This window comes from Serratia sp. EWG9 (assembly GCF_019913725.1).
GTDB lineage: Bacteria > Pseudomonadota > Gammaproteobacteria > Enterobacterales > Enterobacteriaceae > Serratia > Serratia ureilytica.
Window position 1 is genome coordinate 427,029 of record NZ_JADNRO010000001.1, and the last position, 16,266, is coordinate 443,294.

Annotated in this window: 9 protein-coding genes; 3 read left to right on the top strand and 6 right to left on the bottom strand. The window is 63.7% G+C overall.

The features are described from left to right. Positions 1–39: 39 nt before the first annotated feature. Entirely contained in the window at positions 40–8,550 is an 8,511-nt protein-coding gene (locus ITX55_RS02020) for a non-ribosomal peptide synthetase (protein ID WP_108680748.1), read from the top strand. Positions 8,551–8,608: 58 nt separating this feature from the next. Further along, on the top strand, positions 8,609–9,892 hold the full coding sequence (gene entS, locus ITX55_RS02025) for an enterobactin transporter EntS (protein ID WP_033643112.1): 1,284 nt from the start codon (positions 8,609–8,611) through the stop codon (positions 9,890–9,892). A 4-nt stretch (positions 9,893–9,896) separates the two neighbouring features. On the opposite strand, the gene ITX55_RS02030 is transcribed toward entS, so the two are convergent. Beyond that, complete coding sequence (locus ITX55_RS02030; RefSeq protein ID WP_033643111.1) at positions 9,897–10,256, bottom strand: helix-turn-helix domain-containing protein; 360 nt, start codon at positions 10,254–10,256, stop codon at positions 9,897–9,899. Between the two features lie 101 nt (positions 10,257–10,357). Here ITX55_RS02030 and ITX55_RS02035 point away from each other — a divergent pair, with 101 nt between their 5' ends. Continuing rightward, complete coding sequence (locus ITX55_RS02035) at positions 10,358–10,912, top strand: NAD(P)H-dependent oxidoreductase (protein WP_108680746.1); 555 nt, start codon at positions 10,358–10,360, stop codon at positions 10,910–10,912. 101 nt (positions 10,913–11,013) lie between these two features. Here the strand turns inward: ITX55_RS02035 and ITX55_RS02040 are convergent, their stop codons facing one another. The 5 genes from ITX55_RS02040 to ITX55_RS02060 all read right to left on the bottom strand — a co-directional run bounded on the left by ITX55_RS02040 (position 11,014) and on the right by ITX55_RS02060 (position 16,259). After that, the gene (locus ITX55_RS02040; RefSeq protein WP_089191766.1) at positions 11,014–11,493 is read right to left on the bottom strand and encodes a GNAT family N-acetyltransferase; all 480 of its coding nucleotides are present in this window, start codon (positions 11,491–11,493) and stop codon (positions 11,014–11,016) included. Positions 11,494–11,619: 126 nt separating this feature from the next. After that, complete coding sequence (locus tag ITX55_RS02045) at positions 11,620–11,781, bottom strand: hypothetical protein (protein ID WP_182074138.1); 162 nt, start codon at positions 11,779–11,781, stop codon at positions 11,620–11,622. A gap of 141 nt (positions 11,782–11,922) precedes the next feature. Beyond that, positions 11,923–13,989: a TonB-dependent copper receptor gene (locus ITX55_RS02050; RefSeq protein WP_108680744.1), complete on the bottom strand. Its 2,067-nt coding sequence runs from the start codon at positions 13,987–13,989 to the stop codon at positions 11,923–11,925. A gap of 223 nt (positions 13,990–14,212) precedes the next feature. After that, a complete protein-coding gene (locus ITX55_RS02055) occupies positions 14,213–14,620 on the bottom strand; it encodes a DUF2946 domain-containing protein (RefSeq protein ID WP_072627642.1) in 408 nt (135 codons plus the stop codon). Between the two features lie 337 nt (positions 14,621–14,957). Beyond that, on the bottom strand, positions 14,958–16,259 hold the full coding sequence (locus ITX55_RS02060; protein WP_108680742.1) for a sorbosone dehydrogenase family protein: 1,302 nt from the start codon (positions 16,257–16,259) through the stop codon (positions 14,958–14,960). Positions 16,260–16,266: the final 7 nt, after the last annotated feature.

The window sequence follows — 16,266 nt, forward strand, 5'->3', positions numbered from 1 at the left end:
CACATCGCTACATTCCGTTTGAGGAAAAGGACAGACACCATGTCAGAAACGCTTTCTTTGCCGGATACTCAGGTCGAGTATCGGGATTATCCGCTGGTTGCGGCGCAACCGGGGATCTGGATTGCCGACCAAATCGCGCTGCGGCGCAACAGCTTCGCCGTGGCGCACTACACCGAACTGCACGGCGATATCGATCGTTCGGCGCTGGAGCGCGCGATTCGCCAGGGGCTGGCGGAGGCGGATACGGTTCAGGCGCGCTTCTTTGAGGCGCAGGACGGCCAGCCGGTGCAACGTTTACCGCTGAACGCGGATCCCGCGCGGGTGCTGGCGCCGGAGTGGTTTGACTTCAGCGCGCGGCCAGACGCCGAGCAGGCGGCGCTGGCGCTGATGCACGACGATCTGGCGCAGGATCTGCCCGCGGACGGCGAGCGCCCGCTCTATCGCCATGCGGTGATCCGCATCAGCGCCGATCGCTGGTTCTGGTACCAGCGCTTTCATCATCTGACCCTGGACGGCTTCAGCTTCGAGGCCATCACCCGCCGGATCGCCGATATCTACCGCGCGCTGCGCCACGGGCTGTCGCCGGCGGCCTCGCCGTTTACCCCGTTCGGCAAGGTGGTGGAAGAGTTTCAGCAATGGCAAACGTCGCCCGCACGCCAGCGGGCGGCCGAATTCTGGCGGCAGCATCTGCGCGATCTGCCGTCGCCGCTGTCATTGGCGACGGAAAACCGCGAGGTCGAACCGGGCGCTCGGCCGCTCAAACAGGCGCTGGTGCTGCCGGAGTCGCTGTTTGACGAAGCGCTGCGCGATGCGGCGCTGCAGTCGTTGCAACCGGCCGATATCGTCACGGCGGCGCTGGCGATGTATCTGGCGCGCATGAGCGGCGAAACCCGGCTCTCCATCGGTTTTCCTTTCATGCGCCGTATGGGCTCGCAGGCGCTGGCGGCGATCGGCCCGGTGGTTAACGTGCTGCCGCTGCTGCTGAACGTGACGCCTGAGATGTCGCTGGCGGACGTCTGCCAGGCCACCGCGGCGCAAATCAAACAGGTGCGACGCCATCAACGCTATGAGGCGGAGCAGATCAAACGCGATCTCGGCCTGGTCGGCGGCCACCAGGAGCTGTACGGCCCGGTGGTCAACGTCAAGGTTTACCACAGCGCCTTGTCCTTCGACGGTCAAGCGGCCGTTACCCATACGCTGGCGATGGGGCCGGTCGACGACCTCGAGTTTGAGATCGGTTTTCGAAGCGGCGTGCTGACGCTGTCGTTGGTGGCCAACCCGGCCAAATACGCGCCGCGCACCTTGCAAGGCCATGCGGAGCGCATTGGCCATTGGCTGCAGCAACTGGCGCGGCGGCCGCATCAGCCGAACGGTCAACTGGCGCTGGTCAGCGAAGGGGAGCTGCGCCAACTCGCGGCCTGGGGGCGCGGCGCTGAGCTGACGCCGCCGGCGGGCATGGTGTCGATCATGGACGCTTTCCAGCGTCAGGTTGAGCGACAGCCCGAGGCGTTGGCGGTGACCTGTGGCGATGTGCGCCTCAGCTACCGTCAACTCAGTGAACGGGTGATGCAACTGGGGCGCGTGCTGATCGAAAGCGGCATCGGCGCCGAAGACGTGGTCGCCATCGGCATTCCGCGATCGGTGGACACGCTGGTCGCGCTGTTTGGCGTGTTGGCCAGCGGCGCGGCCTATATGCCGCTCGATCTGGATTATCCGCGTGAACGTCTGGCGCTGATGTGCGACGACGCGCGGCCGGTGATGCTGCTGACCCACAGCGACACGCGGGCCAACATGCCGGATCTGCCGCAGATCATGTGCCTCGATGAGGCGCAATGCCGGGCGCGCTGCGCGGCCGCCGAGGCCGCGCCGATATCGGACGAAGAGCGGCGCGCGCCGCTGAACGAGGCGCATCTGGCCTACATGATTTACACCTCCGGTTCGACCGGCAAACCCAAAGGCGTGATGTCCACGCACCGCGGGCTGCTGAACCTGTTCTTGTCGCATCAGGCCTCGCTGTTCGGCCCGGCGATCGAAAAATTCCAGGCTCGCCGCGGGCGGCGTCTGCGCGCCGGGCATACCGCTTCGTTCTCTTTCGACTCCTCCTGGGAGCCGCTGTTCTGCATGATGATGGGCAGCGAACTGGTTATCTTCGATGAAGAGCTGCGCCGCGACCCCTGGGCGCTGCTCGAACAGACCCAACAGACCCCGATCGATCTGCTGGACATCACGCCGTCGTTCCTCTCGCAGTTGGTGGATTGCGGCCTGCTGAAGGGACAGTTCCCACTGCCGGCGTTTGTGATGATCGGCGGCGAGGCGGCGACGCCGACGCTGTGGAACCTGATGCGGCAGCATCCGGAAGTCGAGATCCATAACTATTACGGCCCGTCCGAATACACCGTCGATACCCTCGGCGCGCCGGTCACGGCCGCAGACCAGCCGGTGATCGGGCGCCCCCTGGCCAATACCGAAGTCTGGCTGCTCGACAGTCGCCTGCAGCCGGTGCCGATCGGCGCGGCGGGGGAACTGTACATTTCAGGCAAGGGCATCGCGCGCGGTTACCTGCGCCGCCCGGATCTGACGGCAGCGCGCTTTGTCGCCAATCCGTTCGTCGACGGTGAGGTGATGTACCGCAGCGGCGATCTGATGCGTTGGAGCGCGGACGGCCAGCTGGTGTTCATTGGCCGTACCGATCACCAAATCAAAGTGCGCGGCTTCCGCGTCGAGCTGGGTGAAGTGGAGAGCGCGCTGGCTGCCTTGCCGGACGTGGGGCGAGCGGTGGTGATCGCCGAGCCGATCGGCGCCACCTATCGCCTGATCGGTTACTGCTCGGTGCAGGATGACGCGCGGCGCGCCTCACCCGCGCTGCAGAGCGAGCTGCTGGGGCAGTTGGCGCAGCGTCTGCCGGATTACATGGTGCCGGCGATCCTGGTGGTGATGCCGGAGCTGCCGCTTAACGTTAACGGCAAGATTGACCGTCAGGCGCTGCCCAAACCGCAGGAGACGCTGGCGCAAAGCCTGCGCGAGCCGGCCACCGAGCAGGAAAGGCTGATTTGCCGCGCCATGGCCCAGCTGTTGGGGATGGATCGCGTTGGTGCCGACGACGATTTCTTCGCGCTCGGCGGCGACAGCATCTCGGCGATGGGGCTGGGCACCGCCCTGCGGCGCAACGGGTATCTGCTGCGGCCGCGTGAGATCTTCGCGCTGCACACCCCCGCGCGCATGGCGCAGGCGATGCAGCCGCTGGCCGTTGGATCTCAGGCCGCGCGCAGCGTGCAGCAAGGGCCGATCGACGGGCTGCCGATCCTGCACTGGTTTGCCGAGACGGGCGACATGCATCGTCTCTTCGCGCACGGCGTTTTCCTGCGCGTGCCTGCCGAATTGCAACCGGCACAGCTGCGTTATGCGTTGGAACAGCTGCGTACGGCACACCCGGCGCTGGGCGCGCGGATCCGCGACGGCCAGTTGGTGGTTGAAACCGCCGCCGCCGGTGAATTGATGCAGCGTCATCCCGTATCCGGCGATCTGGAAACCGCGGCGGAACAGGCGTTTGATGCCGCGCTGGCGCGCCTCAATCCGGCCGAGGGCAGCATGATGCAGGCCATCTTGTTGCAGCGTGACGGGCAGAGCCTCGGGCTGGTGCTGGCGATCCACCACCTGGTGGTTGACGGCGTTTCCTGGCGCATCCTGCTCGACGAACTGCGGCAAGCGGCCGACAGCGCCATGCAGGGGCAGCCGATCGCGCTGCCGCCGGAGGAAACCTCGCTCTATGAGTGGTCCGCGCGTTTACGGGCCGACGCCGAACGCCGGGAAACCGAGCTGCCGTTCTGGCGGCAGATGCTGGCGGACGGCGTGCCGCGCTTGGGGCGACGCGCGCTGGATCCGCAGACCGATCGTCTCGCTTCGGTGAGCGAACGGCGCACGCTGCTCGACAGCCGGCTGACCGCCGCGCTGCTGGGCGCCTTGCCGCAGGGATACCGCGCTCAGGTCGAAGAGATCATGCTGTGCGCGCTGGCGCTGGCCTGCCGGCGTCATTTCCAGGCCGCTTCGCTGCGTTTTTCGCTGGAGTCGCACGGCCGCGCCGAACTGGACGATAGCCTCGATCTGGCGCGCACCGTCGGGTGGCTGACGGCGGAGTACCCGCTGTGCATCGAACTGCATGACGCCGAACACCACGAGGCCGTGCGCGCGGTGAAACGGGTGACACGTGCGGTGGCCGATCGCGGCATCGGCTATGGTCAACTGCGCTATTTGCATCCGCAGCGTGACGAACTGGCCGCGCTGGCGCAGCGCAATGCGCCGGAGATTTTGTTCAACTACCTCGGGCGCTTCGGCCAGGATGAGGGACACTGGACGCCGCAGCGCAGCCGGACCCGTTTCCGAGACGCCTTCGCCGTAGCGCAGGATACGCAGCAGGCGCTGTGTTACGGGCTGGAAGTGAACATCTTTGTCGAAGAGCGGCGTGACGGCGCGTGTCTGGCGATCAACTGGAGCTGGCTGGAGGGGATTTTCAGCGCGAGCGACATCGAGGCGTTGCATAGGGGTATCGAGCAGGCCGTGCGTGCGCTGTGCGAGTTTGCCGAACGGCATCCCGAACGCGCAACGGCAACGTTGACGGCGGCCGAGATCGTCCAACCGAACGTCGACGATGAAACGCTGCGCGCCTGGGAGCGGGAGTATGGGCCGTTGGCCGATGCGCTACCGCTGTTGCCCTTGCAGCACGGCTTGCTGTTCCATGCCCAGACGGCGCAGCAGGGCGGCAGTTATAACTCGCTGACGCGCCTGAGCCTCTGCGGCGAACTGGACGCGCCACGGCTCCAGCAGGCGCTGGATGCGGTGATCCGCCGCCATCCGCAGCTGGCCGCCCGGTTCAACCGTGAGGGCGAACCGCTGCAGCTGATACCGCAGGAAAGCCATTGGCCGCTGGACAGCCTCAGGCTGCCGCCGCTGTCCGCCGAACAAGAAATGCAGGCGCTGAATGAGCTGGAGCAGAAAGAGCTGCAGCGCGATCTGTTTAACCAGCCGGGCGCGATGCTGCATGCGCTGTGGGTCAAACACGGCGAGAGCGAACGCTGCACGCTGTTCCTCAATGCCCACCACCTGATCGTCGATGGCTGGTCGACGCCGGTGGTGCTCAACGATCTGATGCTCGCATTGCGTGAAGGGATAACGGCGTTGCCGCCGCTGCGTTCGAACTATGCCGATATCGTGCGCCGCCTGGCCGCGCGGGATGCCGACGCCTCGCGCCGCATCTGGCGCGAGACGCTGCAGGACGTGCGGCCAACGCTGCTGTTTGGCGAGGCTCAGGACGACCGCGTGTTTGAGCTGGAAATGACGCTGCCGCCGGCGGAGGAACAGCGTTTGCTGACCCTGTGCCGCGAACGCGGGCTGACGCTCAATACCGTGATGCAGGGCATCTGGGCGCTGCAGCTGGCCGGCTGTTGCGGCCATCAGGACGTGGTGTTCGGCTCGCCGGTTTCCGGGCGGTTTGGCCATATCGACGGCGTGGAAGAGCACGTTGGCCTGTTCAGCAACACGCTGCCGGTACGCGTACGGCTGGAAAACGGCCGGCCGTTGACGGAACAGCTGACCGCTCTGCAACACCGGCAGATTGAACTGCTGGAGCACGACGATTTGGGATTGGGTGAGATCCAGCACCTGGCCGGCGCGGGCACGCTGTTCGATACGCTGTTGGTGGTGGAGAACTACCCGGACAACGATGCCTTGCTCGGCGGCACAGGTTCCCTGCGCTGCGACGCCATCCGCAACAAAGGCTATACCCACTATCCGCTGACGTTGCTGGTGCTGCCGGGCGAGCGTCTGCGTCTGCTGATGGAGTACCGTGACTCGGTGCCGCAGCCTGAACGCTTCGCCGCGCGGCTGATGGCGCTGCTGCAACAATGGATTGCGCAACCGGATCTGCCGTTGCCGCGCTGGCAATTGCAAACCCCGCAGGAACAGGCGTTGATCGCGGCGGTCAACCGCACCGCACAGGCGGTAGCGGACACCACCTTGCATCAGGCGATCGCCGATCAAGCTCGGCGCACGCCGGAACGCATCGCGTTGCAGGATGCCGGGCACACCCTCAGCTACCGTGACATGCAGCGCCAGGCCGCGCTGTTGGCCGAACGGCTGACGGCGGCGGGCATTCAGCCGGGCGATATCGTCGCGGTGGCGTTGCCGCGTTCCGTGCGCCTCAGCCTGGCGCTGACGGCGATTGTGCAAACCGGCGCCGCCTGGCTGCCGCTGGATACCGGTTACCCGGATGAGCGTCTGGCCTACATGGTGGCAGACGCCAAGCCACGGCTGATTATCACCGAGAGCGCCTTGGATGCCCGTTTTGCCGCGCTGGCGCCGACGTTGCGGTTCGATGCGCTGGACGACAGCGGGCGCGAACCGATGCAGCGCGCACCGGCGGGGAACGGCGATTATCCCGCCTACGTCCTGTATACCTCGGGCTCTACCGGGCGGCCGAAAGGGGTGGTGGTGAACCACCGGGCGATCGTCAACCGTCTGTTCTGGATGCAGCATGAGTATTCGCTCGATGCGCAGGACGTGGTATTGCAGAAAACGCCGTGCAGCTTCGACGTTTCCGTCTGGGAGTTCTTCTGGCCGCTGATGGTCGGCGCGCGCCTGGTGATGGCGCCGCCGGAGGCGCACCGCGATCCGCAGGCGCTGACGACGTTGATCGACGACTATGGCGTAACCACGCTGCATTTCGTTCCGTCCATGTTGGCTATCTGGGTTGAGGCGCTGAACGAACGTGCGCCGCAGCGCGCCGCCGCCAGCCTGAAACGCGTGTTCTGCAGCGGTGAGGCGTTGTCGTGTGAACTGGCATCCCGCTACCAGGCGTTGGTCGCCGCGCCGCTGCATAACCTGTATGGCCCGACGGAGGCGGCGGTTGATGTCACCTATCAACCGGCGTCCGGCGAGGCATTGGCGGCGGTGAGCGGCGCCGGCGTGCCGATCGGCAAACCGGTCTGGAACACCCAACTGAGCATTCTCGACGCCATGCTGCGGCCGGTGCCCGTCGGCTGCGCCGGCGATCTCTACCTGCGCGGCATTCAGCTGGCCGACGGCTATCTGCATCGGCCGGGATTGACGGCGCAGCGGTTTGTCGCCGATCCCGCCGGCAACGGGGCGCGCATGTATCGCACCGGCGATATCGCCCGCTGGCTGGAAGACGGCAGCGTCGAGTATTTGGGGCGCAGCGACGATCAGCTGAAGATCCGCGGCCAGCGCATCGAACTGGGCGAAATCGAACAGGCGCTGCTGGCGCAGCCGGGAGTAGCGCAGGCGGCGGTGCACGCCATCGAACTGGGTGAGGGCGCGACGGGGCTGGGCGGCGCCGATATGCGGCAGTTGGTCGCCTGGCTGATCGCCCAGCCGGGCGTGACGCTGGATACCGCCGTCCTGCATCAGGCGCTGGAGGCGCGTTTGCCGGCGCACATGATGCCGGTCAGCTATGTCATGACCGACAGCTTCCCGCTCAGCGCTAGCGGCAAGCTGGATCGCAAAGCGTTGCCTCGGCCGCAGCTGAGCCCGCAGAGCGGCCGCGTGCCGCACAGCGACAGCGAGCGCCTGCTGGCGGCGCTGTTCAGCGAACTGCTGGGGCGCGAGACGGTGTATGCCGACGACGACTTCTTCGCGTTGGGCGGCCACTCGCTGCTGGCGATGCGCCTGGCGGCGGAGCTGCGTCGGCGCGTCACCCGGCCGTTGAGCGTCGGGCAGATCATGTTCGCCCGCAGTCTGGAGAAAATGGCGCACCTGCTCGATGATGCGCAGGCCGCCGGCTCGGCCGAGAGCCGCGGCGTCGGCGAGTGCCTGCAGCTGCGGGCGGGCCAAGGGCCGGCGCTGTTCTGCCTGCATCCGGCTTCCGGTTTCGCCTGGCAGTACTCGGGGCTGAGCCGGTATCTGCCGGGGAGTTACCCGATCATCGGTCTGCAGTCGCCAAGACCGGATGGCGTCATCGCCACCTGTGAGGACATTGAGCAGATGGTCGATCGTCATCTCGCCACTCTGCGCCGCCTGCAGCCGCAGGGGCCTTACTACCTGCTGGGCTATTCGCTCGGCGGCACGCTGGCGCATTCGATGGCCGCGCGTCTGCAGCAGCAGGGTGAAGAGGTGGCGTTCCTCGGCATGCTGGATACCTATCCGCCGGAAGGCCAGGATTGGACCGGCCCCACCGAGGAAGAGGCACAGAAGGAGGTGGCGCAGGAACAGGCCGAGTTTATGGCGGAAGATCATGGCGATCCGGCGCTGATGGCGGAGAAGGCGGCGATGTTCGACAGCATCGTCGCCAACTATCGTGACGCGGTGCGCCTTCTTTCTCAGGCGCGCAGTCAGCGTTTCCACGGCACGGCGACGCTGTTTGTCGCCGACCGGACGCTGCCGCCATTGATGGACATCAACGCCGTGTGGGCGCCGTATCTGGATCGGCTGATCTGTCATCACCAAGGCTGCGAGCACGCGGACATTCTGTCGCCGGCCTCGCTGGAGACGCTCGGGCCGCTATTGCATTCGCTGCTGACGCGGCAATACGGATTGGTATAACGCAACCGGGCCGGGGCGTGCGCCACGGCCCGTACTAAAACATGATATGCAGGACACTATGGCCAGACCTTCTTTTTTTCTTGATTTCAGTTTGCTGAGAAGCAATGCGCATTTTCGTGCGATTTTCTGCGCCCGCATGCTGTCGGTGTTTTCACTCGGCATGCTGGCGGTGGGGGTGCCGATTCAGATCCAGGCGATGACCGGCTCCACGTTGCAGGTGGGCGTGGCGGTGGCGCTGGACGGCGTAGGCATGTTTATCGGCCTGATGTTGGGCGGGGTGCTCGCCGATCGCTACGATCGCCGCAAGCTGATCCTGTTCGCGCGCGGCACCTGCGGGCTGGGCTTTGTCGCCCTGAGTCTAAACGCCTTCGCGCCGGCCCCGTCGCTGTGGGCGCTCTACTTGCTGGCGGCCTGGGACGGGTTCTTCGGCGCGCTCGGCATGACGGCGCTGATGGCGGTGATCCCGCTGCTGGTCGGGCGCGAAAACCTGGCGGCGGCGGGGGCCTTGAGCATGGTGACGGTGCGCATCGGCGCGATCCTGGCGCCGGCGCTGGGGGGGATCATCATCGTGTTCGGCGGCGTCGGTCTCGCCTTCGCCGTCGCGGCGGCAGGGACGCTGGGCACCCTGGTCCCGCTGGTGCGCCTGCCGACGCTGCTGCCGCAGCAGCAGGAGCCGGAACACCCGCTGCGCGCGCTCGCCAGCGGCTTCCAGTTTGTCTGGCGCAATAAGGTGGTCGGCTCGGTGGTGCTGCTGGGGATGTTGATGAGCATCGTCGGCGCCGTCAGGGTGCTGTTTCCGGCGCTGGCGCAGGACGCTTACCACGTCGGCGCGTCCTCTATCGGCCTGATGTACTCCGCAGTGCCGCTCGGTGCGATGCTGGGCGCGCTGACCAGCGGCTGGGTGGGGCGTTTCCCTCGCCCTGGGGTGCTGATCCTGATCGCCGCTATCGTCGCGTTTACCGCCATCGCGTCACTGGGGCTGTTCAGCCATCTGGCGCCGGCGCTGCTGGCGCTGGTGTGTTACGGCTACGCCAATGCCATCGCCTCGCTCTTGCAGTTCATGCTGATCCAGAGCAATACGCCGGATCATCTGCTGGGGCGGGTGAATAGCCTCGGCACCGCGCAGGACGTGACCGGCGATTCGATCGGCGCGCTGGGGCTCGGCGTACTGGGCAGGGTATTTACCCCGTTGATGAGCGTGCTGTCGTTTGGCGCATTCGCCGCAGTGCTCGGCGTGCTGGTGGCCTTCAGCGTGCGCACGCTGCGCCAGTGCCGGCCGGCGGACGCGTTGGTCGAGCACGATGAGCCGGCTCCGGCAACCTCAGCGGCGGCGGACAACTAACCCCTCACGGCGCCGGCTGTTCCGGCCGGTGCCGCTCCCCCCAGTCGCACATCATGTCGATCACCGGGATCAGCGAACGCCCGCGCTCGGACAGGCTGTACTCCACCTTGGGCGGGATCTGCGGATACTCCTTCCTCACCACCAACCGATCTTTTTCCAGCTCTTTCAACGTCGAACTGAGCGTCTTGTACGAAATGGTGCCGATGCAGCGCTGCAGTTCGTTGAAGCGCAATACCGGCTTATACAACGCCAACCAGTAGAGAATAATCATTTTGTATTTACCGTTGATCACCGACAGGGTGTAGCCATAACCGGTGTCTTCAAGGCTGATGCCCGTAGGGCTGCAGTGGGATTCGGCGGTCATTTACACTTTCTCCAGGGTAAGTATGTGTCGTGAGTGTGCGTATTTTACATTCTGTCAGCATACCCTAAGATGCGTCGAAACACCTGACTGGAGAGATCAGTATGAAAACGTTGGTGGTAGTGACACATCCCGATATGGCGAACTCGGTGGTCAACAAACGTTGGCTGGAGGAACTGCGGCGCTATCCGGCGCTGTATACCGTGCACGAACTGCATCAGGCCTATCCGGACTGGCGGATCGACGTCGCCAAAGAACAGCAGTTGATTGAAGCGCATGACAACATCGTGCTGCAGTTCCCGATTTACTGGTTCAGCAGCCCGCCGCTGCTGAAAAAATGGCTGGACGACGTGCTCACCTACGGCTGGGCCTACGGTTCTCGCAGTGGCTATAAGATGCAGAACAAGAAACTGGCGCTGGCGGTCACGGCGGGCGTACGCGCAGAAGATTACGCGCGTGAAGGGCGTTATCGCTACTCGCTGGAGGAGATCTTCCGGCCGTTTGAAGTGACCGCCGATTACGTGCGGGCCGACTATGCTTCGTTCTTTGCCTTTTACGGCAAGGAAGCCGCTTCGGACGGGACGGCAGAGCAGGTTCAGCAGCACGAGTTGGACAGCAGCGCGCAGGGCTATCGGGCATTTCTCGCCGCTCTGAATTAACGAGACTCCCCGGATGCGCCAGGGAGTGCGCATCCGGTCACTCGATGTGAACGCCGAAACCGTCTTGCCCCGGCGCGAGATGCGCTTTCAGGGGCAGCTGATTAAACGGAAAAGCGCTTTTTGATTCTGTCGACCGGCGTGCCATCGCTGAGCGGCACCTGCAGCAGACGATCGTAATCGCGAAAGCCCATTTTTTGATAATAGGCGAGGCCGCCCACGTTATCCGCCCGGATGGTGGCGTTGATGTGCTTGAAACCGTGCGACTTCGCTGCCGCTAACGTGACGGGAAACAGCGCGCTGCCAACGCCACGTACCTTCGGCGACAGGCGGGAAAAGGTGGCAATATCTGCGGTATCGGGCGGCAGGGCATCGTCAACGCTCAGCGACTGAAAGCCCACCAACACGCCATCCACCTCCGCGACCTGGCAACTCAGCGCATTGTCGCCGCTGATGAACCATTCGCTGAACTCGGCTGAGGTGAGGGGCGTTTCTATCGCGGTCGTGCCGCCGGCTCTGATCACCTCATTCAATAACTGCGTCAGCGCTTCAGCGTCTTGCGGGGTTATCGTTCTGATCTTCATTGCGTTGCTATCTCCTCCACAGGGGTTTCAGGCGTAAGGAATCTGCTGGAACCATCGAAAGAAGATAGACGCAGGCGTCCGGTAATGAAATACCGGAACGTGCGGGACAAAAAACAGCGCGGGAAATTACATGAACAGGAAGCGGTCGGCCAGCGCAACGCCACGCTCGAGGCGCGGTGGCAGCGCGTCGTCGCGATCGTCAGGCTGAGCAGCCTGCGGCGCGGCGTCTTCGGCTTTTTCAATCATCAGCTCGCCGAGCAGGGCCAGAAAACGAGTGAGCTTTTGCATATTCCCTCCGGATCGTTGATTACGTTGAGAGTGATAGTAATCGCCGCTAAACCGAATGGGAAAAACTTAAAACTCATATCCTAAGAACCGGATCGCATATCGCGTAACCGGGCGACGGTTGCCCATCGCCCGGTGAACGGCTTAGAAGGTGACGTTAACCTTAGCCCACAGGGTGCGGCCCGGTTCATTCACCGCGCTGTTGGCCGAATAGCCGAAGGCGCTGTTGCCCGCCAGGTTGAGGTGCTCGCTGTAGGTCTTGTTCAGGATGTTATCCAGACCGGCGCTCAGCTTGACGTTTTTATTCACCTTGTAGGCGGCGTTGGCGGAGAGCACGCCGAAGCCGGCGCTTTCGGCAAAGTCTTTGCCTACTACGTTGCCTTCGTTGATCGCCACGCGGTGCTGGCTGCTGACCAGACGCCACAGGCCGGTGCCGCTCCAGTCGCCGTACTCGTAGGTCAGCCCCAAGCGTGCCTCCAGCGGCGGGATCTGCGGCAGCGGGCGACCGTCGCTGGTGTTTTTCCCCCAGGAGTAGGCCAGGCTGGCGTCGGTTTTCCAGTGCTCGCTCAGTTGATAACCCATGCCCATTTCGCCGCCCATAATGTTGGCGTTGACGTTATCGGCCTGGCTGAGACGCGCATTGTGCGGATCGTATTTGAACAGGATGAAATCATCGACGCGGCCCACATACGCGGAGACCCAGCCGTTGAAGCGCTTGCCGTTGTACTGCGCGCCGATGTCGAGCTGCGTGGTTTTCTCGCTCTTGACGCTGGAGAACGGATCCTTGCTGCCGTTCGGACCCAGCTTCGGCGAGAACAGCTCCCAGTAATCCGGGAAGCGCTCGGTATAGCCGACGCCGGCATACAGCATCAGCGGCAGCTCGGCCAGCGTATGCTCCAGGCGCATAAAGCCGCTCGGCAGGGTGTCTGAACGTTCCACATCGCTGCCGCTGCGGAAGTTCTCCACCAGGGTGCGGTCGAGACGCGCGCCGCCGATCAGCTTATCCTGCTCGCTGGTGGACCATGTCAGCTCGCCGAAGGCGCCGTAGCTGTTGAACTGGGCGTCTTTTTCCCAGCTGCCGCGGCTCATGCTGCGGTGGGTATTGGTCTGCGTGTCCAGGCCGCTTTCAAGCTTCACGTCCTGCCACTGCCAGGTGCCCATCACGCGGCCGCCGACGGTGCGGCGATCGAGCTGCATCGTCATGCCGGAAGACATCATGTGCCCGCCGTGGCCCCCCATGCTCATGCCGCCATGCCCACCGTGGCCGCCCATGCCGCCGCTGCCCGGCGAACGCAGGGTCACGTTGTCCATCACGTGGTTGGCGTAGTTGTAGTAGACCTGCGCTTCCAACTTATCCAGCACCTCGCCGATGTTGGATTTCTCCACCCGCATGCCCAGGCTTTCGCGTTTGAACTGCGAACCGTCCATGCTGCGGCCGGCATAGCGCGCTTCGCCGTTGCCGCGCCCCATGGTCACTTCCAGCAGCGTGTCGGCATCCGGCGTCCAGCCGAGCGCCAGATCGCCGTTCCACTTGTCCCAGCGCGATGGCACGCGCGTATTCGTTCCGTCCTGGTAATCGTTGGCGCGCGACTTGTTGGCCATCACCCGCAGGTAACCTTGTTCGGCGCCGAGACTGGCGTCGATATTCTCGTCCCAGCGGCCATTGGAGCCGGTCAGCACGCTGGCGTTGCCCTTGATGCCCGGTTTGTCGAAGCGCGGACGTTCACGTTCGAAACGCACCGTGCCCGCCGACGAACCCGGCCCCCACAGCACCGTCTGCGGCCCTTTGGTGATGGTCAGCAGATCGAAGCTTTCCGGCGAGATGTAAGAGGTGGGCGCATCCATTCTCGATGGGCAGGCGCCGAGCATCTCCGAACCGTCAGTGAGAATTTTCAGCCGCGAACCGAACATGCCGCGAAATACCGGATCGCCGTTGGTGCCGCCGTTGCGGATCTGCGAAAAACCGGGGATGGTTTTCAGATAGTCCGAACCGTCGCTGGCGGGCACCGGCTGACGCGGGGTTTTTGGTGACGTCACGATGGTCAGCGGAGAGTAGAGCGGTGCGGTGACGGTGATCACGTCGCCATCATTAACCTGTGCGTCGGTAGGGTGCTGATGCGCCTGCGCCGCGTGGCCGGCCAGCAGGAACAGCGGCATGGCGGTGGTGATGGCGCGGGTGACGGCGTTCTTTTTATAAGCGGGTTTAAACATCATCTTTCCTTAAGCTAACTTTTTTCCATTATTCTCCGGCGATTTATTCAGGCGTGGGGATGCCTGGCGAAAATCACCATCGGAAAATACGGGGGTTAATTCCCTCAACGTGGAAATAACCGGGCTAATAATGTCGTCTCAATGCATAACCATTGGGCGTATTAATTCCGCCATGTTGAAACGATCAACGGCAATACAGAAACGGCAATGGGGTATTGTTAAATCAGAGGAAAGAGACGGGCGGCGCGCGCGGCTGTAATTCGGTATGAACGACGTGGGCAAACAGGGGAACGAGATAATGAGTCGGCGGCGGGCGCGAGGCCAGAGATTGAGACCAGAACAGCGGGGCGTGGCTCACGTCCAGCAGCGGCGCGTGCAGCAACAGCACGCAGTAGCCGCAGGCGCTGTCGTCCATCATCATCGCCATGTTGTGGTGGCCGCCGCCGTGCTGCATCATCGGCGATGCGGCCTTTTCCGGCGCGGCCGGCGGCGAATGCATCTCATGATGCATCGGCTTCGGCATCGCCATGCCGCAGTCCGCCATGACGGTCGTTTCAGCACTTCCGGCGCGCGCATGCTCCAGGGATCGCGAGACCACCGGCGCAATGAACAACATCAGAATGGCGAACATCCCTAACCAGGCGGCGGCCCGGTTACGTGATGCAGGGGGCTGAATTAACGACACAATCAACCTAAAAAAGGGTTAACACAGGGGAGGGAATTGTACTGGTTTATGTCGAAATGTTAAAACCTTTTATTTCTGGTCAACGGTCTGTTGATGAATATATTATCGAATGAGCGCTTTAATTCTGACCAACGGCTATTTTTTTGCGCCAATAACGTGACGGGGACAATATTAATGACGGAAAAACTGGCGAGCACGATTATTCCGCTTTATGACGATCTGGCTGGCGCTGAGGAGTGAGTGACAATGTCACGGGCGAGTTCACCGGAACCCGCCCGTAACCTTACTTCGCGCTGACGCGCCAGACAGTGTTGCCGACGTCATCCGCAACCAGCAAAGCGCCGGTCTTGTCGATCGCCAGCCCCACAGGGGCGCCATAGAGTTCCTTCTCATTATCGGAGACAAAACCTGTCACCACGGCCTTGAGCTTGCCGACCGGTTTGCCTTGCTCAAACGCCACATAGCTGACCCGATAGCCGTTCAGCGGCGAGCGATCCCAACTGCCGTGCTCGCTGATAAAAGCGCCGCCGCGATAGTCGGCCGGCAGAGCGCTCGCGGTGTAGAACAGCAGCCCCAGCGGCGCGACGTGCGAGCTGAGCGCGTAATCCGGCTTGATGGCTTTCGCCACCAGGTCCGGCCGCGGCGGCTGTACCCGTCGATCGACGTGCTGGCCGAAATAGCTGTAAGGCCAGCCGTAGAAACCGCCGTCTTGCACCGAGGTCAGGTAATCCGGCACCAGATCGGCGCCGATTTCGTCACGCTCGTTGACAATCGCCCACAGCTTGCCGCTTTGCGGCTCCCACTGCAGCCCGGTCGGGTTGCGCAGGCCGCTGGCGAAGATGCGGCTGGCGCCGGAGGCGGTGTCCACTTCCAGCACGGCGGCGCGCCGGTACTCTACGGCCAGGCCGTTTTCGGTGATGTTGCTGTTGGAACCGACGCCGACATACAGCTTTTTCCCGTCAGGGCTGGCCAGCAGGGCCTTGGTCCAGTGATGGTTGATGGTGTCCGGCAGGTCGGCCAGTTCTTTGCCCGGATCGCTGATGCGCGTTTCGCCTGGCTGATAGGCGTACTGCATGATATTGCCGGTATTGGCCACGTACAGCGTATTGCCAATCAGCTGGACGCCGAACGGGGAATCGAGCCCCTCGAGGAAGACGTGCTTTTCCCAGTTGCCGCCGGCGGTCGGGCGCAGCAGGGTGATGCGATTGCCCCCTTTGCCGCCTTTACCGGATTGGCCTTTCACCAGGCCGGCGATCAGCTGCTTGGGCGTGCTCACCGCTTCCGTGCCCGGCCCGTTGGCCTCCACGACCAACACATCGCCATTGGGCAGCGTGAGCAACTGACGCGGATGAAGCAAATCGTCTGCCACCTTATCGATTTTCAAGCCTTCCGCCACTTTCGGCGTCTGATCTTGTTGCCAGCCAACGCCCTTAGGCACCTGCATCGGCGGCATCAGAAAGTCTTGCGCCGCCGGCAACGTCGGGTCCGGGCCCATTTGTTGCTCTGGCGAAATGACGGCGCTGTTATCGCAGCCGGCCAAGGCCAAAACGGCGGAAAGGGTGAGCGCCAGAGATGAGAGCTTCATGAAAACC

Excerpts from the sequence above, each read along its gene's own strand:
- ITX55_RS02020 (WP_108680748.1), top strand. The coding sequence starts at position 40 with ATGTCAGAAACGCTTTCTTTGCCGGATACTCAGGTCGAGTATCGGGAT.
- entS (WP_033643112.1), top strand. The coding sequence starts at position 8,609 with ATGGCCAGACCTTCTTTTTTTCTTGATTTCAGTTTGCTGAGAAGCAAT.
- ITX55_RS02030 (WP_033643111.1), bottom strand. The coding sequence starts at position 10,256 with ATGACCGCCGAATCCCACTGCAGCCCTACGGGCATCAGCCTTGAAGAC.
- ITX55_RS02035 (WP_108680746.1), top strand. The coding sequence starts at position 10,358 with ATGAAAACGTTGGTGGTAGTGACACATCCCGATATGGCGAACTCGGTG.
- ITX55_RS02040 (WP_089191766.1), bottom strand. The coding sequence starts at position 11,493 with ATGAAGATCAGAACGATAACCCCGCAAGACGCTGAAGCGCTGACGCAG.
- ITX55_RS02045 (WP_182074138.1), bottom strand. The coding sequence starts at position 11,781 with ATGCAAAAGCTCACTCGTTTTCTGGCCCTGCTCGGCGAGCTGATGATT.
- ITX55_RS02050 (WP_108680744.1), bottom strand. The coding sequence starts at position 13,989 with ATGTTTAAACCCGCTTATAAAAAGAACGCCGTCACCCGCGCCATCACC.
- ITX55_RS02055 (WP_072627642.1), bottom strand. The coding sequence starts at position 14,620 with ATGTTCGCCATTCTGATGTTGTTCATTGCGCCGGTGGTCTCGCGATCC.
- ITX55_RS02060 (WP_108680742.1), bottom strand. The coding sequence starts at position 16,259 with ATGAAGCTCTCATCTCTGGCGCTCACCCTTTCCGCCGTTTTGGCCTTG.